Source organism: Vibrio spartinae (genome assembly GCF_024347135.1).
Lineage (GTDB): Bacteria > Pseudomonadota > Gammaproteobacteria > Enterobacterales > Vibrionaceae > Vibrio > Vibrio spartinae.
Genome location: NZ_AP024907.1, coordinates 22,976 through 47,071 on the forward strand (window position 1 = coordinate 22,976; position 24,096 = coordinate 47,071).

The following is a 24,096-nucleotide window of genomic DNA, read 5'->3' on the forward strand; positions in this document are numbered from 1 at the left end:
TTCAGTATTTAAAACTCTTTTTGAAGCTGCTTATCTAGCTCTGCAAGTTGGTCGTTGTAGCGCTCGATCTCTTTTTGGTGAATATCAAACTCAGCTTTACTCTGTAGTGAAGCATGTTTTTGTTTGATTTCTTCTAAGCTTCCCCAATCTCGTTTTAATAGCGATGCGATTTTATTGGAAATGCCACTACGACGGCTTAAGCCTTCCATCGAGACTTCTAGCTCGATAAGCTTCATGATCATCTCTGGTGCAATATCAAAGTTGTCACAAAGCTCATGGATAAGTTGAGCGTCATCTTTACCAAAGCTTGCGTTATCGTCATATACCCAATCAAGGTCGTAACCGTAAACTTCTTTGAAAATTTTAGGTAGAGAATCGTCCCAATCTGGCTCATTTGGATCGTGAATCCACTCTTGGCGAATAGCATGAAGTTCAGGTACTGTGATCAGCTCAATCTCTCTTCCTTCAGCTTTAAACTTCTTATCCAGCTCAAGTAACTCGCGCAACCATTGTCGACGATACTTGAGCCAGTAAGGTCCGGGGACGTGCTTACGCTCTGTTGCAATGTCTTCGCCTTCTTTTGCGTATTGGTAGCTAACTTTACCTGTGCGACGTTTATGGTTTCGGTACTCTTCTTTGTTCGCTGGGTCGGTTGTCATGGATAACTTATTGCGGAACTCAAGAAGAGGAGCCATCCACTCTTCACCGTTTTGGATAAGGCTTTCCATTGCACGGTCTTTGGTTACGACAGTACATGTCCAGCAACCAAAGCGAGAGTTACCACAAGACGGTGTTGTCTCATCAATGACCATTGGACATTCGCCTTGACCAGAGGAGTCTTTGTAGAGGTTCCACAGCACAAGATTTTTGCCGCCCCATGGGTTTTCCCATTCAAGATCATATTTATCGATCCAAATGTTTTTAGGCCCGTAAGGTGTTTGTTTCGTTTCTAAATGACAAAGACGCAGTAATTTCCATACATCGTCAACACCCCATGTATCGATGGGAGTAAAAATGAACGCATTCGCAAGTGTTGTATGGCGGGCTAATCGTGAGCCGTCAATTTTGTGTTTCGCGATGACCTGCGCGCGTGATGCACTCTCTTGGCTACGAGAGCCAAGTACAACAATCACTTCGTCAAACTGTGAGACTTTAGACTTGATAAAGTCACTCACAGGGTCAATCTTCATTCGCTCTGTACACCAACGGAAAGAGCGTGTTGGCGCTGGGTAGCCTTTACCAAGCAAGTTGGCCCAAAACGTTTGATTGTCTTTAGGGACGACTTTATGGCAAGTGATTGGTAGGTTATCGCGCTTTGCGCCTTTCTCTATAGCGGCTAACGAGTCTTTGATGTGGTTAACGACGACGGGTGTTTCAACTAGTGTGTCTGAAGATACAACAAAGACAGGCTTGTGGCGGTCTTTGGGTTCCAAACCAAGCAGTGCCAAGTAAACCAACGACATAACTGCTGATGAGTCTTTACCACCACTGTAACCAATTACCCATGGACGTTTATCCGCACAGTAAACACGCTGAACGTCAGCAATATAGTGGCTTAATTTGTTATTAGCGAAGTCTTCTGCATTGATAAAGTCTTCGTACTCGGCTAGGTCTTCTGCCAATTGTAGCTCGTGTATCATGATAACTGCTTCTCTAGAGCTTTTTCTTCAGGGGTTAGTGGTAACCCAAGTTCAATTTTTAATGCGTTGGCGGTAAGTTGGATATTTGTCGTCGACTTACTCAATTTTCCGTGGTTCATGCTTCGTTTAATCCACTCTGGGTTGGTTTTTAACCAGTTTACGTTTGCCAACTGTTGTAGTTTCTGTTTCCAATTGTTTGGCTCCTGGCAAAGGAGGTGCTTACCCAAAACACCAATGGCATGTAAGCCAACACCATGTGCATGAATGTACTCTTGTCTTAGTTGTGCAGGTGATACTTCTTTGTCTATTACCATCTGCCAATCTTTTATATGGCGAGTAACTTCAGCCCAAAACTCAGCAGCAAGTTTTTTTTCGTCTTCGTTGAAGCCGTCTTTTGGCCCTTTACTCAACAGTGCTCGGGTAGATTGTTTGATGCTACTTAATGTGAAAAGTTTATTTGATTTTGGGCTGATGCTGGATTTCTCCATTTCAGTCAGACCTACGAATGGTTTTACTTTGGTCGCTAATTCACGAGCGAGTTCTGAACTTTCATCTCTGTGGTCGTAAAGCGTACCCAGAGATGGACTTGGTTTGACGGCATACTTGTTTAGATCAGCAAACATTTGTTGGCTTCTATCTAACCCTTCATCGATAAAGAACAAGACAGGAATATTGTCTTGGCCCAGATCGGGATTTTCTTTTAGAGCTTCTTCGATTGCTTTACGCCTATGCTGACCATCATTGATCAGAATTTGAGCGTCCATAGGGATTTGAAGTGTTCCCAAATTCGGAGCGCCTTGATGATCGTGAAAAGAAATATTGACTCCAACTGAAGCCGTTAATGCCGAAAATACATACTCTTTCGGGTTGTCGAGCAAGTACTTCACCATTTCAGGGATCCGAGTTTTGTTAAGCGTTCTTTGAGCTCGCAACTCTGGAGGGACATCATCTTCGTTGTAGCTGAATATCTTAGGGATAATCCGAAGAGGGCATGTCGCAATGTAAAATGGACGACCTGCTTGAATGCCTCTGACAGCGGGAAAAGAGTAGCAATAGCCGGAATCTTGATTTTGCATAGTTGGCTCGAAGGTTATGTTATTTGTCCATGACATTTAATATAGATGGTGTGTCATTTTTTGACAAATCTAATCTTTGAGTTTGTGATATTGTGTGTTTGTTATGTTTTATTATTGGTGAATATGACAAACCAAGTCGGACATTCTACAGGTATCAGGATCAGATTTCTATGGGGTGCTTGGCTTTTAAACTCTTTTTACGAAAGCGAGTGTGCCCTTAAGGTAAAGCCTTTGATTTCCTTGTTATGCTTTCCAAGCAAGACCTCAAATTCAGCGCGAACCATGTGGCTTTCTTCGGTTGGTTCAAAATCTAATAAGGTGGCTAAGCGTTTATCAAAGCTCAGTTGCTTTTTGTAGTTCTCGTGTTCGGGGGGCATGTAAAGATGCTTGTTTAACAGAGGCGGTCTACGCTTTTCATTCACATAATCAAAGAAGTCGATATCTTGTTCTGCCATTTTTATTTTTATGCGCTCAACTAAAAACGGCACGGAATGCTCGAAGTTATCATAAGCGGTTAAGGTGAGTTTACCTGACGTGATATGGATTTTGACAAGATCTATTTCTTCATCCAGTTCCCCGTACATTTGTAAACCTGCCCCCACGTATACACGTAGCAGCAAAGGTAAATCATCAATATAGTCTCGGTGTAGGATGATGGAATGCCCTTCATTCAATAAACTTGCGGGTAGTTGTTGGTGGGCCTTTTCACATTGCGTATTGATTAAGCTTGTATCGGCTATCGCAAACAGTAACTCCGCAGCTAGGTTAAGTGCGGTTTTATAATCATCAAATAGAGCTTTGATATCGCGTTTGAGTGATTCTGGTTGCTGCGTGTAAGGCTTTCTCTTTTCAAATAGCCCCATAGCAAAGTAAAGCAAAAGGTCTTCTTTGCGACGCTTTTCTGCGTTTTCGAACTCTTTGGTATCGAACATTTCTTGCAGTAAACCAAACACTTTTTTATGCGAACCAATTAGACTTCTCACTTCTTCAGAACGGTTAAATTCGTCATTCGCCGGTACCCGGCCAAGTTCCAGACATACGTTCCAAAAATCATCAAACAGAGTGCTGTTTTGGCTAATGACCAACTTGGCTTTATCTTTACTCTCTATAGGCTGAGGCGATGTCAGTTGATGCCAAGTATGGTGCCGCTGGTACTTACTTTGGAGGTAACGTTGTTCTTCTAGCTTATCTTTGAATATGTAGAAGATGCCCGGTGCAACGGCAATCGCGTCTTCTTGCAAAGAACGTTCTAGGTACCCTTTGAATTCTGATTGTGCGTAGTATTTTTGGAATGTATTTCTTGTCGTAATCACCCCATCTTTATAGGGCTGAAACTGCGCAATGTACGAATCATTAGCCAGCATGACAGAGACGACCAGAATTTTGTTTGCGAGCTCCCAAGCGCTCAATAGTGCTTCAAGACGTTCATCTTGGTCTTCGATAACATTTAGGACAAACCCCAAGTTCACAATGTCCGAATTGATTTTATCGTTATCAGGCGAAAAAACCGGGTCCCAGCCCAATACATCGAGCCCGTGTGCTTCAAGCTCTCTCAGATCGTCCCCTCGGCCACATCCGTAATCGAAAATAGAAAACCGTCCATCTAGGTAACCTTGCTTCGCCAATGTCTTCATTGGGCTTGATAGCTCATGGCGTACAATGGCGGTTTTGTGGCGATCTATCCCAGGCTCTTGTTGAGTATCACTCAATGCATCCGGTTCGGCTTTCAGTATCCTCCCATCGACCAACTGGTATCCCTTTTTTTGGATCAAATTTAACCACGACTGTTTGAAGCCAATAGTGCGGGTGTTCTCGTATAGGCCTGCCTCCTCCCCTTCTTTAGTAAGCGCGGTGAAGAGCTCATAATGGTCACTGCTCGGCAGAATCATCGTCTCTTTTCGATGCAGGATCGGTGGATTTTCTGAAGAGCGATAACACGTCACTTTATGACTAAGTTTGCTCAGATCTACATTCAGGCTTTGCTCTAATGCTGGGTAGGAATCGGTATAAAAAGTTGGGTAGTTCAACAACGATAAACGGAATTCCTTTTTAAACAGCTTAATGAGGTTCCATTGGTTGTCCGGTAAGTTCACTGCTTGTGCAACCGCCGGTACGAACTTTTTTAGTGCGGGAGGGAGTTCGCTCATCGCGTCTTTATGCAGGTACACCGCGTCGGGAAGCTGTTTTCCGATATGAATTTGTTTTACAAGTTGCTTAAATGATTGAAAGTCCATCTTTTAGTAGCAATTCCAGTTTGTAGAGCCAAATAGATATTTTAGCTTTATTGTTAACGGGTTCGCCCAACCAATCAGACATGTTTGACAGTAATTATAAAAAACTCCACTTTCACATGTGAAAGTGAGTCTCTAATCACTATGCGTTAACCATGGTGAGCAGCTTAACGCATTAGCGGGTGACTTAACGCATAGCGATTTGTGGCTTGATGATTAACGGTGAAGCAGCGCCGAATCGTATTACTGCATCATTATCTGATCTTAATTTCCCTCTAGGGGCGCTCTGGCTTCAAGTTATCTGCTCTAGTTGCCCAAAATGGGCCTGAGCAGCGCGCGCCTTTTCTTAGCCTATACCAGAAAATACCTCCTGCAAGTTAATAAGCTACAGGAGTATCTATGAACGTTCATAACCAATCAAATCAGTTACTAAGTTATCAAGAAGTCTGCCAGTTGACGCAGCTGTCACAAGCGACCATTCGCCGTTATGTGAGAAATGGCTCCTTTCCTTCTCCAGTGAACTTATCGCCTGGTGCTCGAAGTGTGAGATTTCGTGTTGAAGACGTGCAGAAGTGGCTTTTGAGTCTTTGATAGGGAGGTCATATGAAGTTTCGTCATCATCATGATCAACTACAGTATTTCTGCCGTGAGCGAGGCTGGCGTTCGTTGAGCTCTTCGGTCAAGGTTCTTGCTAGAACGCGTTCACCTGATCGGAAGTCAGGGTTCAGTGCTTGCATTGAAATCATCAATATGGACAGGCAGACGATTCGAATGATAGTGCCTGCCAGAAAGATCATGGGAGGGACCAACTATCAATTAAGAGATGAATTATTCGATACCGGTTTTTGGCTGGAGCCAGAGCAAACTGCATGGAATATGGTCCAGCGCTATTTGCGGGAAGAGATCAAAGCGGCGGAAACGGCCTTTTGTGTTACAAGAACAGGTTGGCATGACAAGGTGTTCGTTACTCCGGAGAAAAGTTTTGGACGGTCAGATGAGTCCTACTATTTTTCTGGTGGGATGGCTGATTCACTCTGTTTGGCAGAAGGGAGCTTAGCGGAATGGCAAAGTGAAGTCGGTTCATTGTTGGTCGGTAACCCCTTGCTCATATTTTCTATTGGAGTTGCGTTGGCCGCACCGCTTCTCAAGCCAGTAGGGATGGAAAGTGCGGCATTCCATATCATGGGGCCGTCTTCGTCGGGGAAATCTGTCACATCGTTTGTTGCGGCGTCTGTTTATGCTGATAAGTCTTATATCAAGTCTTGGAAAACAACCGCTAACGGTATTGAGGCGGTTGCATCGGAACATCATGACATGCTGCTTGTGTTAGATGAGCTAGGGTTGTGCTCTGCGGAAGAAGCCAGTTCTGCGGCTTATCAAATCGTCAACGGATGTGGGAAGTTGCGAGCAACGGAGACAGGCGGCTTGGCGAATATTGCCAATTGGCGGACGTTGACCTTGAGTAATGGAGAGATTGGCCTGACAGAGCTGATGGAGTCCTCAGGTTATCAAGTGAAAGCAGGTCAGCTCATTCGAGTAATCGAAATTCCTGCCGAAGAGCGCTTTGGCTGTTTTGCGGATCTACACCGCTTTTCCTCACCATCTCAGTTTGCCGAGCACTTAGAAAAGCAGACTCAAAAGTACTTTGGCACTTTGTTCACGGCTTGGATGACGCTTATTTCAGATAAGCCCGATCTGGAAGTCGTTTTACAGCGTGAAATCGAAACGCTGAGGCAGCATTGGTCTAAAAGCAATTATTCCGGCCAGGTTCATCGGGTCTTGAAGCGCTTTGTCCTGGTTGGTGTTGCGTTGTCTGTTGCATCACGAAACCAGTTAGTGCCATGGTCTGAAGAAGAGTCGCTGTATTCCGTATATAGCGTTTTTAGCCGCTGGTTATCTCACAGAGGGCACCAGCATAATCAAGAAACGTATGAGGTGTTAAGTGCTTTGAAACAAGCCATTAGCCATTGGGAAAATAAGCTTCCTGAATTCTGTACGAGCAGATCTTCAAAGTTTGGTTACTGGCGGCAGGATGGTGATGACGTCCAGTGGCTTATCCACAAACAAGAGTTTGTTAAGCAGCTACGACTGCGGCGTCAATACAAGAGTCAATTGAGCCCTTTGATTCACAAAGGGTGGTTTGAAACCAATGAAGATCGTAGAGGAACACTTCGGATTATCGAGAAGAGAAACGGTACTGAGTTTGATCATCGTTTTTTCGCCTTCTGGCCGGAAAAGATCCTCTCTGAGTTGAAGGAGATGGGTATTGATGAATAGTGTACCTCCCAGTTTTCCCACTCTTCCCAGAGACATTCCAATGGGTGAGGAGGGGATACGATGACAACCAACGAGCAAGTTCTTCTTCAATCCATTCTCGCCAAAATAGATCGTGTTGAGCGCGCTGTTCTGGAGCAGCGTTTGCAGCAACGAAAGGTGGAGCTCCTTGGAAAGGACATTCTAACCGTTGATGAATGTGCAGCCTTGCTGGGTTTATCAACCAACCAGCTTTATAAGCTAACGAGCTCGGCAGAGATCCCTTACTTTAAGCTTGGCAAACACCTCAGATTTGAGCGTCAAGCAATCATGGACTGGGTAGAGAAAATGCGAGTTTCATCTCGCTACGAGATCGAAAAAAGGGCAGCAAACTATGTCGCCACCACTTCTCGTAAGTAGTACCTTCATAGCAGCGGCCTTAGGCCGCTGAATCCCTTTGAAAATTAACGTCGCCAAAAAGCCCGGTGTTACCAATGATCCTTTTGATTAGATTTGTACTGTCAGTGCAGAGTTTGTTTTGCGCTTGATGCGAGTAAATCAACATCATTAAAGGAGTAACATCATGTCAAAAGGTTCAAGTAAATCAGGTGGCCGTCCTCAATCATCACATCCAGGACCAGGTGGAAATTGGCCGTCCACGACAGGTCAAAAATCAGGTGGTGGTCGTGGAAATGCTAAAGGTAAGTAATTGATATTTGGTTTGGAGTTAATATGTACGAAAACCAGATTCAATGTGCAGAGTGCTTGTGCACTCTGTACTTTACTGGAGAAAATGGGGCGTGGGGGATCACTGGTGAGCTGTGTTATGACTGTCAGAAGGAGAAAGACTTGATAGATGGATATGATGATGACGATGACTAGGCATTCCTTCCCAACTCTTGGTGAAGCGGTAAAGTTTGTCTTCAACAGTACAGGCTTGTTGGCACAGAAACACAGTCAATCAGTGATACTGGATGACGAAGCAAAGAAAAAAAATATCCAAACTAAGCTAAACAGATTAGCCAAGGAAGATGGTGATCTTGATAAAACCCTTGAGGAGCTTGAGGTTTACTTAATTGGCTTGGTGTATGAAGCGACTCAAGACTCACGGGTTAGTGAAGCACTTCTAGCAAGCGTGAGAGATTTGTATCAGTCCTACAGAGCCACGTTAAGTGATGAAGGTACCTATCTTTCAAGAAAGGAAACGATCAAATGGCTTATTGAATACCGTTTGGCTGATCTTGTTATTAAGTCTGCGCATAAATATGCGTTGATGTATGGTGCAGCTGTGAGCAGTTTAAAAGCACCTTGCGAAATTGATTGGTGGTTGCCCACATTTTTGGGAGAGCATGTTTGCTGGCCGTTAGAAAAAGCTTGGCGTTGGATTTATCAAGAATGCGGAACGAATCAAAGTCGATTTCATAATCCTTCAGATTTAGATGGAAGGGCGAGCCAAAATTTGGAAAACGTATCTCGTTGGTTTAACCGAGGACGATTACCCAGTTGGGGAGAGCTACAGAAGAACTTTGAGTATTCGGTTGAGCAACTGGCAAGTTGCGGTGACAAGCGACATGGCAGAAAACTGAGTGCCGAAGATGTTCATCGCTTCACATGTATTCTGTTTCTTGCTCGACTATCGACTGATATTTTTCAGCAGATAAATTCTGCTTTCGGGAGCAGCTTTATTCAACGCTTGGTTGTTCAAATGAAAGCTCAAAACCGTAGAATGGTTAAGTTCAATCAAGAGCTTAAAAAACTGATTTCCGTTGAGTTGTTTGAGATTGGTCCCTTAACTCCACAGCAACACTACGAGTTTTGGTTTCAAAAAGTGGATTTGTACTGGAGGCAGTATGCTCAGCATCTAGCCCAGGACGCAAGTATATTTCAATCGATATTGATAGAGCGAAAAGGCTCTCCGTTTTCACTATCAGAAGTTAAAAGGCTTAGGTGGCGATTTGATGCTTATTTTCTTGCCATGTGTCTAAGGGGGCATCACAAACAAATAGATTCAGATAAGAAAAGCTTTATGCTGAAGTACATGGATGGCGGAAGGCGGAGAAAGTCATCAACCTTATCACTCACGGATATTCAAGACTATCAGCGCAGTATCGATGACGCTGGACATGGTGATACTTTGCACTGGATGGTTGAATGGATGTTCGCTACATATTTTTACCGAAAAGACGATCATCGTTCAGCCTTAGGGCACTATAAAAAAGCGTTTGAGCTTTCCAAGCATAGCGTGGGTCGGGATACGTATCTACTCGTGAACCAATTTGCTGAGTGTTGTGCAAAAAATGACAAATGGCGCGAGTTTAAGAAGTTAGTCGCTTGGGCTTGCCATCAGAAGGTAGAGATTCGCTGGCATAGAGGATTTGATGAGTCCGAAGATGCTGTGAAGGGAGCCTTTGAAATGTTAAAAATCGCTAATTATCCAATCCTATGACTTCAAATTAAGGTGATAGTGAGCAATGTCACCATCACCAGAATAAACGAGTCTTAGGCCGCTGAATCCTTTCCAGAAGAAGCAAAAATATCGGGGAATGTGAGCATGGCTTCCATCCTACGTTGTTCTATGATGTCAGCGTAGATCTCGGTTGTCTTGAGTTCGCTGTGGCCGAGCAGTTTCGATACTGCGTATATATTGATTCCTCGGCTAAGCTGAATTACAGCAAAGGTATGACGACCAGCATGGAATGTAACGTGCTTACTTATTCCAGCAGCCAGAGCCCATCTAAGCAGTTCTACATTTATATAAGAAGAGTATTTCAATCCCTTGAATACGCGCTCGTGAGAGGCTTTGGGGCTACCCAAAAGTGATTCTGCTGACTTTGGTATGTCTAAATACTGAAGGCTCTTAGCATCGCCGTGAGAGAGTTTGACCTGGTCGAAGATAATTCGTTTGTGATTATTGAATGTCTCTATTTCTGACCAAGTAAGTCGATGGATATCGCACCAACGCATCCCCGTTGCACATGAGAACAAAAACGCACGTTTAAGGACTGGGTAGCGACATTCTGTGTGAGCTAACGCGTTGACCTCATCCAGTGTTAAATAAACCCGCTTAGTCGTTTTCGCTTTGATACTGGTCACTTGTGCAAGCGGGTTATCACGAATAATACCTTCTCGATGAGCTTCGTTGATCGCCGCACGAACTTTATTGAAGTAGGAGCTTTGTGTATTGCGAGATAACGCGGTATCACTTTTGGTTTTCGCTTCATTGGTTAGGTAATACTTAAACCCATCTAACCAGTCTTTATCCAGCTCATCAAAACTAAGATCATGTTTTCCGCAGTAGAACAGCAGGTGCTTACGAGCTGAAAGCCAGATCGAGTGGTTGGAGGTTGAGGTGGTTTGTTCTTTGATGTCAATTTGCCGTTGAAAGTAATCAATGAAGCTAGCTGAACGCTTGGTTCGATCCTCAAAACCATGCTTTTGGGATTGCCACTCAACCAGTCGTTTACTCTTAATGGTTTCGGCGAGAAGCATATGTTCTTTGTTGTGTTGGCGCTGGGTGGGTGTTTTAGGTTTGTCGTGAACGTACAGGTCTAAGGTTTCGTAGCTGCGCTTACGTTTATTTTGGTGTCCACCTTGCGTATTTGTGGTGTAGCCATAGTCATAAACTAAGCGTAGTGAGCGTGTGCCGTCAGTTCTAAGTGTTCGTTTTTCAATGGAAATTTTCATTTTAGCCCCCAATTGGTCCCCAATACGGCATTTATCATGTCATTGGGGGCCAACTGGGGACTAGATTTGGCAATTAACGGCAATAGATGGAAACAAACGGCAAATGACGATCTAATAAAATCAGTGTGTTATCTACCGTTGCTTGCTGTTATTTTCCGTTATTTGCCCACTTTCACTTCCCGATACAGAAACTCGAAAAGATTCGTCCGAGTAAATCGTCGGAACTAAATTCTCCGGTGATCTCGTTGAGATGCTGCTGGGTGATGCGCAGTTCTTCAGCGAGAATCTCTCCAGCCATGTAGCCTTCAAGTTGTTGTTGGCCAATGGTTAGGTGTTCGGCGGCTTTGTCCAACGCATCTAAGTGGCGGCGGCGCGCCATGAAACTGCCTTCTTGGCTGCCGGTGAATCCCATGCAGTCTTTCAGGTGGCTTCTTAGTGCTTCGACTCCGTCACCGGTTTTGGCTGAGAGCCGGATCAGTGTGGGGACGTTGACGTGACAAATCCCCATCTCTTCATTGGTTTGATCGGCTTTATTTCGGATCACGGTCATGCCGATGCTTTCCGGGAGACGATCAACGAAATCCGGCCAGATTTCTTTCGGATCGGTGGCATCGGTTGTGGTGCCATCGACCATAAATAAGACGCGATCGGCTTGTTTGATTTCATCCCAAGCGCGTTCAATCCCGATTCGTTCGACTTCGTCAGAGGCTTCTCGTAGCCCGGCGGTGTCGATAATGTGCAGTGGCATTCCGTCAATGTGAATGTGCTCTCTCAGAACGTCACGGGTGGTCCCTGCGATGTCCGTGACAATCGCTGACTCTTTACCGGAGAGTGCATTGAGTAGGCTTGATTTACCCGCATTTGGCCGACCGGCGATGACCACCTTCATTCCTTCACGCATGATTGCGCCTTGGCTGGCTTCTCGTCGAACCATGTTCAGATTATCAATAATTGTTTGCAGATCACCTGAGACTTTGCCGTCAGCCAGAAAGTCGATCTCTTCTTCGGGGAAGTCGATTGCAGCTTCGACATAAATTCGCAGATGAATCAATGATTCAACCAAGGTATGAATGCGGGTAGAGAATTGTCCTTGCAGGGATTGCAGTGCTGATTTGGCTGCCTGTTCGGAACTGGCGTCGATCAAATCGGCAATCGCTTCTGCCTGGGCTAAATCCAGTTTGTCATTGAGAAACGCCCGCTCTGAAAACTCTCCGGGACGTGCAGCCCGAACGCCGGGAATGGTCAGAATCCGTCGGATTAACATATCCATGACGACGGGACCGCCGTGGCCTTGTAACTCAAGAACGTCTTCACCGGTAAACGAATGGGGGTTGGGGAAAAACAGGGCAATACCTTGATCTAACTGGGTGCCGTCTTCATCCTGAAAAGGCAGGTATTCTGCATATCGGGCGCGGAGGGGTTTTCCCGTTACGGCTTTGGCAACCTCTGTTGCTTTTGAGCCGGATACACGAATAATGCCGACACCACCACGGCCTGTCGGTGTTGCTTGTGCAACGATTGTGTCTGTAGTCATAGTGATTTTGTCTGTTCAGTCAAAAAGGCGGTATCCATGATGGATTATGTGATCATAATGGATAGTATGATGCGCATTGTAATCAGCTGCTAATAAAAAGGCGACCCTTTGGCCGCCTCTTTGCGCAGTGTTCAGGTTTCTACTTCTTCTTCGTGTGTAAACCCTTCTTCTCCAGCGATTTGTAGATCACCATTTGCTGGATCAGGGTCACGATGTTTGATACCAACCAGTACAGTACCAGACCTGATGGGAAGAACAGGAAGAAGACCGTAAATGCGACTGGCATAAATGTCATAATCTTCTGTTGCATCGGATCGGTAACCGTTGTCGGGCTCATTCTCTGCAACATAAACATACTCGCACCCATCAACAGTGGCAGGATGTAGTACGGGTCTTGCGCAGACAAATCGTGAATCCAACCAAAGAACGGCTGGTGGCGGAGCTCAACAGATTCCATCAGGGCCCAGTAGAGCGAGATGAAGATTGGCATTTGCAGAACAATCGGGAAACAGCCGCCCAGCGGGTTCACTTTTTCCTCTTTATATAACGCCATCATTTCCTGACTCATGCGTTGGCGATCATCACCAATGCGTTCGCGCATTGCTTGCAACTTCGGTTGCAGCATCCGCATTTTTGCCATGGAAGTGTACTGAGCTTTGGTCAGTGGGTACATGACACCACGAACGATAAAGGTCAGACAGATAATTGCGATACCCCAGTTCGAGACGATGCCTTGAATAAAGGAAAGCATGCTATGCAGTGGTTTAGCGATAAACCATAACCAGCCGTAATCTACCACAAGATCCAGATTTGGCGCGGTTGCGGCCATTTGGTCTTGTAATTTAGGGCCAACCCATAGCGTTGCATCGAAGTCTGTACTTTCACCTGTTGCGATGGTCCGGTTTGGCTCTCTAATCCCGATATCACCAAGATTACGGTTGATCATCACCCGAGAAAATAATTTAGTCTCCGGTGACTGACGTGGAATCCATGCCGCAGCGAAATAGTGTTGGATCATGGCTGCCCAGCCTTGACCATTATTCAAAGTTTCATTGAGCGCATGATCTTTCATGTCACTGAAACTGAATTTTTTGTAGCGGGTATCTTCTGTAGAGTAAGCACCACCATGATATGTTGACATGGCAAAGCTACTACCGGATGCTTCCAGAGTCTGACGAAGATGAGCATACATGCCGACAGTCGCATTTTGGCCGGACTGGTTATTGACGTTGAAATCAACATCAATCGCATAGCTGTTACGTTTCAGGATAAATGTTTTGGTGTAGGTGATGCCATTCGCCTGATAAGTAAATGGGATGCGAATTTCATCTTGACCATCTGCCAGTTGATAATGATTTTGGGCAACCTGGTAAGTCGGGCGGCCATCTCTTTTATCGATCCCCTGCGGACCAATCAGACCACTTTGAGCAATAAACTGAAAATCACTGTTCTTTTTCAGCAGCGCAAAAGGCTGCTCGGAATTCAGTTCTTTGGAGTATTTATTCAGTTTTGCAGAAATGACGTCACCGCCCACAGTATTGATGGAAAGGGTGAGAACGTCCGTTTTCACGGTCACTATCTTTCCTGCAACATCCTGAGTTGATACCGGTTCAAACTCATCAGAGCTTTGAGGAGCAGTAGGAACTGAACTACTTGATTGTGTCTGCTCAACCGCAGTTGGTGCCGGATTCTGTGCTACTTGCCATTTCTGGAACAGTAAGAAAGAAACCAGCGCCAAAGCGATTAACAGGATATTACGTTGAGAATCCATCGTTATTTATCTCTGTCTTGTCTTGGGTTAGGTGGAACGGGGTCATAGCCCCCTTCATTCAGAGGGTGGCATTTTAATAGACGTTTGCCTGATAACCAACATCCTTTTACAAAACCGTGAGCTTTCAATGCTTCTATCGCATATCGAGAGCAGGTCGGTGTAAATCGGCAACGTGGTCCTAACAGAGGGCTAATCAGCCATCTGTATAGATAAATCAGTCCGATGACTAACCACGATAAGGGCGAGACAGGCGTTGCCATAGTTTATCAAACAGCTTTGTTATTTCGTCATTGCTGAGTTCCTGAGCGCTTTTTTTCGCAATCACGACAAAGTCTTTGTGCGGTAATTCGTGCTGCTTCAGGCGAAAACTTTCTCGGGCAAGCCGTTTAAAACGATTGCGCCCAACGGCAGTTTTTATCTGTTTTTTCGGAACGGCCAATCCCAATCTTGGATGAGATAAAGCGTTTTTACGGGCAATGATGGTAAAATGAGGCGAGCCAGCACTACGAGCTTGCTGGAATACATATCGGTAGTGTTCGGGAGTTAACAAACGTAACTCCCGACGAAAAGCGTAATTGTTCAAAATAAGTCAGGGATTATTTTGACAGGCGTGCACGGCCTTTCGCACGTCGTGCATTAATTACTTTACGACCGTTCTTAGTTGCCATACGAGCACGGAAACCGTGAGTACGTTTGCGCTTCAGAACTGTAGGTTGAAAAGTGCGTTTCATTGTTTTTACCTTACTGATCAGTAGTTTCTAGGTTCTTGTTAAACCCGGCGTTGGGTTCTGTCTGCCTCTTTTTCAAGAGGGAAAAATCCGACGCCTTGCAACAAAGAGGCGGAATTGTAATCACTGCCACCGATGGTGTCAATAATTGGAGAAAGGAAGCGCCTGAATCTCTGGCTTATAAACTGCTTTTATCTCGGTTTGCTGACCGGTAATAAAAGCAAATCGGCAGGATATCGCGCTTCATTTCAATTTGGTCGGGCGATTATACGTTGTACGGATAAAATCTCAAGGATCCTTATTCGATCCCGACCTGATTTAAGAATTTTTTCAAGCGAATATCCTGTGGATTATCGAATATATCCTGTGGAGATCCTTGTTCAACAATTTTGCCCTCTGCCATAAAGATCACGCGATCCGCGACTTCTTTGGCAAATTGCATCTCATGGGTGACCACCAGCATGGTTTGATGAACCCGGGCCAGTTTTTTCATTAAGCTCAGTACTTCGCCCACCAACTCTGGATCGAGCGCCGATGTCGGTTCATCGAATAGGAGGAGTTCCGGCTCCTGAGCCATTGCCCGGCCAATTCCCACGCGCTGTTGCTGACCACCGGAAAGTGATGCCGGATACTGATCGCTTTTATCCCCAAGTCCGATGTCATTGAGAATTTGCTGAGCACGCTCATACGCCTGATCTTTTTTCCAGCCCCGGACGGTGATCAACCCTTCCGCGATGTTCTGTTTTGCTGTCAGGTGCGCAAAGAGTGCATAGTTTTGAAATACGAATCCGGTTTTACGTCGGAGTGTCAGTACATCATTTTTATTCGGATTGGTACTATCGACACTCACATCTCCGATGGTAATTGCGCCTTGGTCGGCACTCTCAAGAAAATTCACACAGCGCAGCAGTGTCGATTTTCCGGTGCCGCTCGATCCGATGATGACAATGATTTCACCTTGATTAATGTCAAGATCAATCCCTTTGAGAACTTCACTCTCTCCGAAACGTTTATGAATATTGGTTAACTTGATCATCTCATATACGCCTTATTGAGTTTGTGTTCTGCCCAGCTCTGAACTCGGGTCAGGATAATGGTGATTCCCCAGTAAATGAAAGAGACGGCGAGGAAAGCTTCAAAATAATGAAAGCTGGAAGATGCTTCCATTTGTGCTTTCGCCATGATTTCAGCAACCCCGAGCGTAAATGCCAGTGAGGTTGATTTAATCATGTCGATGAAATAGTTCATCAGCGAAGGTAAAGCGATCCGTGTGGCTTGCGGCAGGATAATACGACGCATTGATTGAGTGGTTGTCATACCGATCGACAGGCTTGCTTCCATCTGACTTCGGTCCACACCAATGATTGCCGCGCGAATGGTTTCCGCCATGTAAGCTGCAAAGTGGAGCGCCAAACCGAGAATCGCTGCACTGTAAGCATCCATCCCTGTCATGATCGGGAATACTTGCGGTAATCCATAATAAAGGAGGAATAGCTGGACTAGCAGCGGCGTGCCTCGAAAATAGCTAATATAAAGTTGGCAAATCTGATCGAGTACTGGGATACGGAAGACCCGGATATTTGCGATGATCACCGATAAAATGATGGAAAGTATCATGCCCCAACAGGCTAACTCTATTGTAATGCCGAGATACTTAAGCAGGATTGGCATCAGCTCCAGCATATATTGAAAATCAAAACCCATAATGTGTGTCTTCTTTTTATCAGGGAATCAGCAACAGACAGAGGTCAGTGATTCCGGAATATTGGTGTTAATGCATTGGTGTGTTCAAAAATAAACCCACTGTGCTGGTTCAGACAGTGGGTTTATATGATGTCATGATTCATTATGAATCATGCCGATGGTTCATTATCTTTTTGTAATGTCTGTATTGAACCATTTTTCTGAAATCTGGCTCAGCGTTCCGTCAGCGCGCATATCTGCGAGTGCTTTGTTGACTTCACCCTGAAGCTTCTTACCACTCTTATTATTGAGGAAAGGCCAGGCATTCTCAATCGTTTCGAATGGTTTTCCTGCCAATTGGAGTGGTAATCCCGATTTTTGAATGACTTCCAGAATAGAAAGACGATCCATAACAAAAGCATCGATTCGACCCAAAGCAACATCTTGTTCAAAGCTTGAGTCATAAGTTTTGATGTTGATTTGCTGATCTTTATCGTGCTGACGTAATAGTTGTTCAAAGTTCGAACCTAAGTTAACGGCAACGGTTTTGCCTTTCAGGTCATCCAGGCCATGAATGGTATTGTTACCTTTGCGTACCGCTATCTGCGCGCCATCAATCACATATGGGTCTGAAAAGAGATATTTTTGTTTGCGGGCATCCGTGATGGTGATCTGGTTTGAGATCGTATCGACTCGCCCTGTTTCTAACAGACCAAACAGACCCGAGAAGCTTGCGGTCACAAATTTCACTTGATAGTCGTTGCGTTTGCCTATTTCTTTCCATAGATCAACTTCAAATCCTTGTAGTTCATCTTTTTTTACAAACGTGAACGGGAAGTAACGGCCAGACATACCGACTTTTACTTCTGTTGCTGCATGGACATTGATTGTTGTCAATGTGAGAGCCGCAATTGCAGCAATAAACCATTTTTTCATGTTGAGCTCCAAAATCTTTCGGGCGCTTATTTTAATGACATATAGGACAACAAAAGAAATAACCATAAGTTATGGTTCATAACCGATAATAACAATATGAATTTAAACTCATATTGTTGTCTCTTGTAACGATCTTTATCGGGGGCCGACGACGGCTATATTTTACAAAAGGTGATTGTACCCTTTTGGGGATAACTTTGTAAGATCGACGTTTTGTGCATAGACATGTGGGTAAAGTAGGGACATTTAGGGGGGATCCAAGAATAAATTGGCCAAAAAGTGTGAATAACTTGGATCTAGTTTACAGGATTGACGATCAATGACTGGCGATCTTGAAGATCAACAGGTAGAATTGCCAGTCTTTATCGATCATCTAATCGGAGTGAGGGAACAGTGTCATCTTCTCTTTGGTTGCAATGTTTGCAACAGCTTCAGGAAGAGCTTCCTGCGACAGAGTTCAGTATGTGGGTTCGACCGCTGCAAGCCGAGCTCAATGACAATACTCTCACTTTATTCGCCCCCAACCGTTTTGTGCTTGATTGGGTACGGGATAAGTATCTCAATAGTATCAATCGCCTTCTCAACGAGTATTGTGGGAGTGATATTCCAAGTTTACGCTTCGAAATTGGCAATCGTCCGGTTGCTGAGCAAAAACGCGCGCCGGTACGTACACCGGCAGATGTTGCTGCCGAGTCTTCAGCGCCTGCCCGACTACAAGCCAGAAAACCCATTCATAAAACGTGGGATGATGAGTCGGCACCGATCGAGATTAACTACCGGTCGAATATGAACCCGAAGCACAAGTTCAATAACTTTGTCGAAGGTAAATCGAACCAGTTGGGTCTCGCAGCGGCAAAACAAGTTTCCGATAATCCGGGAGCAGCCTATAACCCGCTCTTTTTATACGGTGGTACCGGCTTAGGTAAAACGCATCTGTTACATGCAGTTGGCAATGCCATCGTTGATCATAACCCACAAGCAAAAGTGGTTTATATGCATTCTGAGCGGTTTGTGCAGGATATGGTAAAAGCACTGCAAAATAATGCTATAGAAGAATTCAAGCGCTACTATCGTAGTGTCGATGCCCTGTTGATCGATGATATTCAGTTTTTTGCCAATAAAGAGCGTTCTCAAGAAGAATTTTTCCATACCTTCAATGCGTTGCTTGAAGGGAACCAACAAATCATTCTGACATCAGATCGTTATCCGAAAGAGATTCACGGTGTAGAAGATCGTCTTAAATCCCGTTTTGGCTGGGGTTTAACGGTCGCAATCGAGCCCCCTGAATTGGAAACTCGTGTCGCCATTTTGATGAAGAAAGCGGAAGATCACCAGATTCATCTGGCTGATGAAGTCGCTTTCTTTATTGCCAAACGACTTCGCTCGAATGTCCGTGAGCTTGAAGGTGCTCTCAATCGTGTCATTGCCAATGCTAATTTTACCGGCCGGCCGATTACGATTGATTTTGTTCGTGAAGCGTTACGTGATTTGTTGGCTTTACAGGAAAAATTGGTCACGATTGATAATATCCAGAAAACTGTGGCTGAGTATTATAAAATCAAAGTTGCAGATTTACTGTCGAAGCGTCGTTCACGTTCGGTTGCCCGGCCTCGTCAATTAGCGATGGCATTGGCGAAGGAGCTGACCAACCATAGCTTGCCAGAAATCGGTGATGCGTTTGGCGGACGCGATCATACGACGGTTCTTCATGCTTGTCGCAAGATAGAGCAGTTAAGAGAAGAAAGTCATGATATCAAGGAAGATTATTCCAATCTGATTCGGACGCTCTCTTCCTGATGTCTATCCAAAATAAATAGTCATACAGAACAAATAGCACGGTGTCGTCGATCTCCGACCTGATTCGGTGGCGTGACATATAATAAAGAGCGAACTATGAAATTTACCATTGAACGTAGCCATTTGATTAAACCGCTTCAGCAAGTATCCGGAACGGTTGGTGGACGGACAACATTGCCGATTCTCGGTAATCTGTTGTTGGCGGTTGAAGGTGATACCCTCATGCTGACGGCCACTGATCTGGAAGTTGAATTGGTTGGTAAAATTGTTCTGGAAGGTGATGTGGAACCTGGCCGTGTGACGGTGCCTGCCCGCAAACTACTCGACATTTGTCGCGGACTTCCTGATGATGCAATGATCGCTGTTTTGTTAGACGGTGATCGATTACAGATTCGTTCCGGTCGCAGCCGTTTTTCTTTGGCTACGCTACCTGCAAAAGATTTCCCGAATATTGAAGACTGGCAGAGTGAATTATCACTCACTTTGTCACAGGCTGACTTACGTGGACTGATCGAAAAAACGCAATTCTCGATGGCCAATCAGGATGTCCGCTACTATCTCAACGGGATGTTGTTTGATATCGAAGAGACAACATTGCGTTCTGTGGCAACCGATGGTCACCGGATGGCTGTTGCTCAAGTGGCATTACCGGAGCCATTGGCTGCACAACAAATTATTGTGCCGCGTAAAGGAGTTCTGGAACTGGTTAAGTTGCTCGATATGCCGGAACAGCCGGTTATCGTGCAAATTGGTAGTGCCAACGTCCGCATTGAAGTAAATCAGTTTATTTTTACCTCAAAATTGATCGACGGTCGTTTTCCTGATTATCGCCGAGTGTTGCCGCAGAGTACCAATAAGGTTCTGGTGGCTGCTTGTGATATCTTGCGTCATGCGTTTTCTCGCGCTGCGATTTTGTCGAATGAAAAATTCCGGGGTGTTCGCCTGAATATTGATGGCGGTGATATGCGGATTACCGCGAATAATCCGGAGCAGGAAGAAGCGGAAGAATTGTTGGATGTTCATTTTGAAGGTGAGCCGATTGAGATTGGCTTTAACGTTAGTTACGTACTGGATGTCCTCAATACATTGAAGTGCGATAATGTCCGAATGTCGATGTCAGACTCGAATGCCAGTGCTTTGATCGAAAATGTCGAAGACGATAGTGCGATGTACGTCGTCATGCCGATCCGGTTATAAGTCTGAGCAGACAATGAATGCATTCGAACGATAGATTGAAGTATGCCACTTTCGCGCTTAATGATTCAGCAATTTAGGAATATCAAAGCCTGTGATATCTCATTATCATCAGGCTTTAACTTTCTTATCGGGGCGAACGGAAGCGGTAAAACCAGCGTACTTGAAGCGATTTACATGCTGGGCCACGGACGTTCGTTTAAAAGTAGTTTAACAGGCAGAGTGATCCAAAATGAGTGTCAGGAGCTGTTTGTTCATGGCCGTTTTTTGAACCCCGACCAAATTGAGATACCGATTGGCATTAATAAGCAGCGCGATGGCTCGGTTGAGGTTAAAATAGGCGGTCAGGCCGGACAAAAATTGGCTCAGCTGGCGCAGGTATTACCCCTGCAATTGATTCATCCTGAAGGCTTTGAATTGCTTACGGATGGTCCGAAACAGCGACGGGCATATCTTGACTGGGGAATCTTTCATTCCGTCGTGGCCTTTTTTGAGGCTTGGGGACGTTTCCGTCGTTTAAATAAACAACGTAATGCGTTACTGAAAACCGCGACGGACTATCGAGAACTCAAGTATTGGGATGCGGAACTGTCGCACTTGGCTGAACAGATTGATGCATGGCGTGCCGATTATGTGGCGCAAATCAAGCCAGTGGCAGAAGCGTTGTGTCAGTCATTTTTACCGGAATTTGAAATCCAGTTACAATACTATCGTGGCTGGGAAAAAGAGACGTTATATCAAACGCTTCTCGAAAGAAATTTTGAACGCGATAAAATGTTGGGTTACACATTCAGTGGGCCGAATAAAGCGGATTTAAGAATAAAAGTGAACGGTACACCGGTTGAGGATGTTTTGTCGCGCGGTCAGCTTAAGTTGATGGTTTGTGCCCTACGGGTCGCACAAGGACAACACTTAACATCCTTAACGGGTAAGCAATGTATTTATCTCATTGATGATTTTGCTTCCGAGCTGGACAGTGAGCGCCGTAAAAGGTTAGCAGACTGTTTAAAAGCGACCGGAGCGCAAGTTTTTGTAAGCTCTATTACCCGAGAACAGGTGGATGACATGTGTATGTCAGACAGCAAATTGTTCCATATGGAACAAGGCCGGATAGAGCAAGGATAAAAAATAAAGAGAGTAACTCATGTCGAATAATTACGATTCATCGAGTATTAAAGTACTGAAAGGTCTGGACGCCGTCAGAAAACGTCCGGGAATGTACATCGGCGACACGGATGATGGTACGGGTCTGCACCACATGGTCTTTGAGGTGGTAGATAACTCAATTGATGAAGCGTTAGCGGGTTACTGTAAAGACATCATCGTGACGATTCACGAAGATAACTCCGTCTCAGTCAGTGATGACGGTCGTGGTATTCCGACTGAGCTTCACGAGGAAGAAAATGTTTCTGCGGCAGAGGTTATCATGACAGTGCTGCACGCGGGCGGGAAGTTTGACGATAACTCGTACAAAGTTTCCGGTGGTTTGCACGGTGTGGGTATCTCGGTCGTGAACGCTTTGTCTGAAAAGGTTGCCCTGACAATTTATCGTGGTGGCCACATTTATACTCAGACCTATCGTCACGGTGTGCCACAGTCGCCATTGGCTGCCGTCGGAGACACCGAAAAATCCGGAACTATGGTTCGGTTTTGGCCGAGTAGTGGCACATTTACCAATATTGAATTCCATTATGAAATTCTTGCCAAGCGTCTGCGTGAGCTGTCTTTCCTTAACTCCGGTGTTTCAATCAAGCTCATTGATGAACGTGATAGCAAACAGGATCACTTCATGTATGAAGGTGGTATTCAGGAATTCGTATCGCACCTGAACCGCAATAAAACGCCGATCCATGACCGAATCTTCCACTTTAATCAGGAGCGGGAAGATGGCATTACGGTTGAAGTTGCAATGCAATGGAATGATAGTTTTCAGGAAAGTATTTTCTGCTTTACCAATAACATTCCTCAACGCGATGGCGGGACACACATGGCTGGTTTCCGGGCCGCATTGACTCGGACGCTGAACACGTTCATGGACAAAGAAGGCTTCAGCAAAAAAGAGAAAACTGCAACATCCGGTGATGATGCCCGTGAAGGGTTGACGGCGGTTATCTCAGTGAAAGTGCCGGATCCTAAATTCTCCAGCCAGACTAAAGACAAACTGGTTTCTTCGGAAGTAAAATCTGCGGTTGAAACCACAATGGGTGAAAAATTATCAGAATTTCTGATTGAGAACCCGAATGAAGCAAAAATTGTTTGTTCGAAAATTATCGATGCTGCTCGTGCCCGTGAAGCGGCTCGTAAAGCGCGCGATATGACGCGTCGTAAAGGTGCGCTAGACCTCGCAGGTCTGCCGGGCAAACTGGCAGACTGTCAGGAAAAAGACCCAGCTCTTTCTGAACTGTATATTGTGGAGGGTGATTCGGCTGGTGGCTCTGCCAAACAAGGTCGAAACCGGAAAAATCAGGCTATTTTGCCGCTGAAAGGTAAGATCCTCAACGTTGAAAAAGCCCGTTTTGACAAAATGCTATCGTCTCAGGAAGTGGCAACATTGATTACCGCATTAGGTTGCGGCATTGGCCGTGACGAATATAATCCGGACAAACTGCGTTATCACAATATCATCATCATGACCGATGCCGACGTCGATGGGTCGCACATCCGTACGTTGCTGTTGACCTTTTTCTATCGTCAAATGCCGGAGTTGATTGAGCGTGGTTATATCTATATTGCTCAGCCGCCTTTGTATAAAGTCAAAAAAGGTAAACAAGAGCAGTATATTAAAGATGAAGATTCAATGACCCAGTATCAGATTTCTCTGGCGTTGGATGGGGCTTCATTCCACGTGAATCCTGATGCACCACCATTGTCTGGCGGGTCTCTGGAAGGGTTGGTTCAGCGTTATAATTCAGCGATAAAACTCATTGAACGGATGAGCCGCCGTTATCCATATGCTTTGGTCTGTGAGTTTATTTATATGGCTCGTCTGACCGAAACGGATTGTACCGATCACGATAAAGTTGAAGCTTGGACCCAACGATTAGTTGAACAGCTCAATGCCAAAGAAGTCGGTGCAAGTCAGTACAGTTATAAGATTGAACAAAATCAAGAGACTGGACTCGTTTCTCCGAAAATCACGGTTCGTACTCATGGCGTGACTTACGAATATATGCTGAGTGTCGATCTGCTGAATTCGAAAGAATACGGCTCATTGGCGGCCTTATCTGAAGAACTGAACGGGCTGATCGAGGAAGGCGCTTATATTCAGCGGGGCGAACGCACGCAATTGGTGAATAGCTTTGCCGAAGCCATTCAATGGCTGATGAAAGAGTCGCGTCGAGGCTTGGCGGTACAACGATACAAAGGTCTGGGAGAAATGAACCCTGATCAGTTGTGGGAAACCACCATGGATCCGGAAACGCGCCGCATGATGCAGGTGACGATTGATGATGCAGTCGGTGCCGACGAGTTGTTTACAACCCTGATGGGTGACCAAGTTGAACCGCGTCGTGCCTTCATCGAAGACAATGCGCTGAAAGTTGCCAACCTGGACGTTTAATTTTTTAAAA

21 protein-coding genes are annotated in these 24,096 nt (G+C 45.2%); 9 read left to right on the forward strand and 12 right to left on the reverse strand.

The genetic code is table 11. The annotated features are described in order from the left end of the window. Positions 1–8: 8 nt before the first annotated feature. The 3 genes from OCU60_RS00110 to OCU60_RS00120 form a co-directional block, all read right to left on the reverse strand. Positions 9–1,640, reverse strand: coding sequence for a DNA phosphorothioation system sulfurtransferase DndC (locus tag OCU60_RS00110; RefSeq protein WP_005491667.1), 1,632 nt, complete (start codon positions 1,638–1,640; stop codon positions 9–11). Beyond that, positions 1,637–2,716, reverse strand: a complete 1,080-nt coding sequence (gene dndB, locus OCU60_RS00115; RefSeq protein WP_022591085.1) for a DNA sulfur modification protein DndB — start codon at positions 2,714–2,716, stop codon at positions 1,637–1,639. Before dndB ends, OCU60_RS00110 begins: the two co-directional genes overlap by 4 nt. A 197-nt stretch (positions 2,717–2,913) precedes the next feature. Continuing rightward, positions 2,914–4,950 carry a DNA phosphorothioation-associated putative methyltransferase gene (locus tag OCU60_RS00120; RefSeq protein WP_074374009.1) on the reverse strand — a complete coding sequence of 679 codons (2,037 nt, stop codon included), beginning with the start codon at positions 4,948–4,950 and terminating at the stop codon, positions 2,914–2,916. Between the two features lie 396 nt (positions 4,951–5,346). On the opposite strand from OCU60_RS00120, the gene OCU60_RS00125 reads away from it, so the two are divergent. The 5 genes from OCU60_RS00125 to OCU60_RS00145 all read left to right on the forward strand — a co-directional run bounded on the left by OCU60_RS00125 (position 5,347) and on the right by OCU60_RS00145 (position 9,646). After that, positions 5,347–5,538, forward strand: coding sequence for a helix-turn-helix transcriptional regulator (locus OCU60_RS00125; RefSeq protein WP_074374010.1), 192 nt, complete (start codon positions 5,347–5,349; stop codon positions 5,536–5,538). A 12-nt stretch (positions 5,539–5,550) separates the two neighbouring features. Continuing rightward, on the forward strand, positions 5,551–7,224 hold the full coding sequence (locus OCU60_RS00130) for a DUF927 domain-containing protein (protein ID WP_074374011.1): 1,674 nt from the start codon (positions 5,551–5,553) through the stop codon (positions 7,222–7,224). Between the two features lie 60 nt (positions 7,225–7,284). Next, complete coding sequence (locus OCU60_RS00135) at positions 7,285–7,620, forward strand: helix-turn-helix domain-containing protein (protein ID WP_074374012.1); 336 nt, start codon at positions 7,285–7,287, stop codon at positions 7,618–7,620. A gap of 163 nt (positions 7,621–7,783) precedes the next feature. Beyond that, a complete protein-coding gene (locus OCU60_RS00140; protein ID WP_017055473.1) occupies positions 7,784–7,909 on the forward strand; it encodes a hypothetical protein in 126 nt (41 codons plus the stop codon). A 153-nt stretch (positions 7,910–8,062) separates the two neighbouring features. Further along, positions 8,063–9,646 carry a hypothetical protein gene (locus OCU60_RS00145; RefSeq protein WP_074374076.1) on the forward strand — a complete coding sequence of 528 codons (1,584 nt, stop codon included), beginning with the start codon at positions 8,063–8,065 and terminating at the stop codon, positions 9,644–9,646. 53 nt (positions 9,647–9,699) lie between these two features. On the opposite strand, the gene OCU60_RS00150 is transcribed toward OCU60_RS00145, so the two are convergent. The 9 genes from OCU60_RS00150 to OCU60_RS00190 form a co-directional block, all read right to left on the reverse strand. Further along, positions 9,700–10,884 (reverse strand): site-specific integrase, encoded by a 1,185-nt coding sequence (locus OCU60_RS00150; RefSeq protein ID WP_074374013.1) that lies wholly within the window; start codon positions 10,882–10,884, stop codon positions 9,700–9,702. 172 nt (positions 10,885–11,056) lie between these two features. After that, the gene (gene mnmE, locus OCU60_RS00155; RefSeq protein ID WP_074374014.1) at positions 11,057–12,418 is read right to left on the reverse strand and encodes a tRNA uridine-5-carboxymethylaminomethyl(34) synthesis GTPase MnmE; all 1,362 of its coding nucleotides are present in this window, start codon (positions 12,416–12,418) and stop codon (positions 11,057–11,059) included. A gap of 139 nt (positions 12,419–12,557) precedes the next feature. Beyond that, complete coding sequence (gene yidC, locus OCU60_RS00160) at positions 12,558–14,189, reverse strand: membrane protein insertase YidC (RefSeq protein ID WP_074374015.1); 1,632 nt, start codon at positions 14,187–14,189, stop codon at positions 12,558–12,560. Positions 14,190–14,191: 2 nt separating this feature from the next. Further along, on the reverse strand, positions 14,192–14,449 hold the full coding sequence (gene yidD, locus OCU60_RS00165) for a membrane protein insertion efficiency factor YidD (protein WP_074374016.1): 258 nt from the start codon (positions 14,447–14,449) through the stop codon (positions 14,192–14,194). Beyond that, positions 14,416–14,772, reverse strand: a complete 357-nt coding sequence (gene rnpA, locus OCU60_RS00170; RefSeq protein ID WP_074374017.1) for a ribonuclease P protein component — start codon at positions 14,770–14,772, stop codon at positions 14,416–14,418. Before rnpA ends, yidD begins: the two co-directional genes overlap by 34 nt. 13 nt (positions 14,773–14,785) lie before the next feature. After that, positions 14,786–14,920: a 50S ribosomal protein L34 gene (gene rpmH / locus OCU60_RS00175; protein ID WP_005378825.1), complete on the reverse strand. Its 135-nt coding sequence runs from the start codon at positions 14,918–14,920 to the stop codon at positions 14,786–14,788. 295 nt (positions 14,921–15,215) lie between these two features. Beyond that, the gene (locus OCU60_RS00180) at positions 15,216–15,953 is read right to left on the reverse strand and encodes an amino acid ABC transporter ATP-binding protein (protein WP_074374018.1); all 738 of its coding nucleotides are present in this window, start codon (positions 15,951–15,953) and stop codon (positions 15,216–15,218) included. Then, a complete protein-coding gene (locus tag OCU60_RS00185) occupies positions 15,950–16,621 on the reverse strand; it encodes an amino acid ABC transporter permease (RefSeq protein WP_074374019.1) in 672 nt (223 codons plus the stop codon). The genes OCU60_RS00180 and OCU60_RS00185 overlap by 4 nt, the downstream gene beginning before the upstream one ends. Before the next feature lie 165 nt (positions 16,622–16,786). Next, positions 16,787–17,536, reverse strand: a complete 750-nt coding sequence (locus OCU60_RS00190) for an amino acid ABC transporter substrate-binding protein (RefSeq protein WP_074374020.1) — start codon at positions 17,534–17,536, stop codon at positions 16,787–16,789. Positions 17,537–17,929: 393 nt separating this feature from the next. Here OCU60_RS00190 and dnaA point away from each other — a divergent pair, with 393 nt between their 5' ends. The 4 genes from dnaA to gyrB all read left to right on the forward strand — a co-directional run bounded on the left by dnaA (position 17,930) and on the right by gyrB (position 24,086). Then, a complete protein-coding gene (dnaA, locus tag OCU60_RS00195) occupies positions 17,930–19,333 on the forward strand; it encodes a chromosomal replication initiator protein DnaA (RefSeq protein WP_182287973.1) in 1,404 nt (467 codons plus the stop codon). A gap of 96 nt (positions 19,334–19,429) precedes the next feature. After that, positions 19,430–20,530 carry a DNA polymerase III subunit beta gene (dnaN, locus tag OCU60_RS00200; protein WP_074374021.1) on the forward strand — a complete coding sequence of 367 codons (1,101 nt, stop codon included), beginning with the start codon at positions 19,430–19,432 and terminating at the stop codon, positions 20,528–20,530. Between the two features lie 42 nt (positions 20,531–20,572). Continuing rightward, entirely contained in the window at positions 20,573–21,652 is a 1,080-nt protein-coding gene (gene recF, locus OCU60_RS00205) for a DNA replication/repair protein RecF (RefSeq protein ID WP_074374022.1), read from the forward strand. Positions 21,653–21,671: 19 nt separating this feature from the next. Continuing rightward, complete coding sequence (gyrB, locus tag OCU60_RS00210) at positions 21,672–24,086, forward strand: DNA topoisomerase (ATP-hydrolyzing) subunit B (protein WP_074374023.1); 2,415 nt, start codon at positions 21,672–21,674, stop codon at positions 24,084–24,086. Positions 24,087–24,096: the final 10 nt, after the last annotated feature.

What these genes read in the sequence shown, in the direction of transcription:
- OCU60_RS00110 (WP_005491667.1), bottom strand. Translation starts at nt 1,640, where the DNA reads ATGATACACGAGCTACAATTGGCAGAAGACCTAGCCGAGTACGAAGAC.
- dndB (WP_022591085.1), bottom strand. Translation starts at nt 2,716, where the DNA reads ATGCAAAATCAAGATTCCGGCTATTGCTACTCTTTTCCCGCTGTCAGA.
- OCU60_RS00120 (WP_074374009.1), bottom strand. Translation starts at nt 4,950, where the DNA reads ATGGACTTTCAATCATTTAAGCAACTTGTAAAACAAATTCATATCGGA.
- OCU60_RS00125 (WP_074374010.1), top strand. Translation starts at nt 5,347, where the DNA reads ATGAACGTTCATAACCAATCAAATCAGTTACTAAGTTATCAAGAAGTC.
- OCU60_RS00130 (WP_074374011.1), top strand. Translation starts at nt 5,551, where the DNA reads ATGAAGTTTCGTCATCATCATGATCAACTACAGTATTTCTGCCGTGAG.
- OCU60_RS00135 (WP_074374012.1), top strand. Translation starts at nt 7,285, where the DNA reads ATGACAACCAACGAGCAAGTTCTTCTTCAATCCATTCTCGCCAAAATA.
- OCU60_RS00140 (WP_017055473.1), top strand. Translation starts at nt 7,784, where the DNA reads ATGTCAAAAGGTTCAAGTAAATCAGGTGGCCGTCCTCAATCATCACAT.
- OCU60_RS00145 (WP_074374076.1), top strand. Translation starts at nt 8,063, where the DNA reads ATGATGATGACGATGACTAGGCATTCCTTCCCAACTCTTGGTGAAGCG.
- OCU60_RS00150 (WP_074374013.1), bottom strand. Translation starts at nt 10,884, where the DNA reads ATGAAAATTTCCATTGAAAAACGAACACTTAGAACTGACGGCACACGC.
- mnmE (WP_074374014.1), bottom strand. Translation starts at nt 12,418, where the DNA reads ATGACTACAGACACAATCGTTGCACAAGCAACACCGACAGGCCGTGGT.
- yidC (WP_074374015.1), bottom strand. Translation starts at nt 14,189, where the DNA reads ATGGATTCTCAACGTAATATCCTGTTAATCGCTTTGGCGCTGGTTTCT.
- yidD (WP_074374016.1), bottom strand. Translation starts at nt 14,449, where the DNA reads ATGGCAACGCCTGTCTCGCCCTTATCGTGGTTAGTCATCGGACTGATT.
- rpmH (WP_005378825.1), bottom strand. Translation starts at nt 14,920, where the DNA reads ATGAAACGCACTTTTCAACCTACAGTTCTGAAGCGCAAACGTACTCAC.
- OCU60_RS00180 (WP_074374018.1), bottom strand. Translation starts at nt 15,953, where the DNA reads ATGATCAAGTTAACCAATATTCATAAACGTTTCGGAGAGAGTGAAGTT.
- OCU60_RS00185 (WP_074374019.1), bottom strand. Translation starts at nt 16,621, where the DNA reads ATGGGTTTTGATTTTCAATATATGCTGGAGCTGATGCCAATCCTGCTT.
- OCU60_RS00190 (WP_074374020.1), bottom strand. Translation starts at nt 17,536, where the DNA reads ATGAAAAAATGGTTTATTGCTGCAATTGCGGCTCTCACATTGACAACA.
- dnaN (WP_074374021.1), top strand. Translation starts at nt 19,430, where the DNA reads ATGAAATTTACCATTGAACGTAGCCATTTGATTAAACCGCTTCAGCAA.
- recF (WP_074374022.1), top strand. Translation starts at nt 20,573, where the DNA reads ATGCCACTTTCGCGCTTAATGATTCAGCAATTTAGGAATATCAAAGCC.
- gyrB (WP_074374023.1), top strand. Translation starts at nt 21,672, where the DNA reads ATGTCGAATAATTACGATTCATCGAGTATTAAAGTACTGAAAGGTCTG.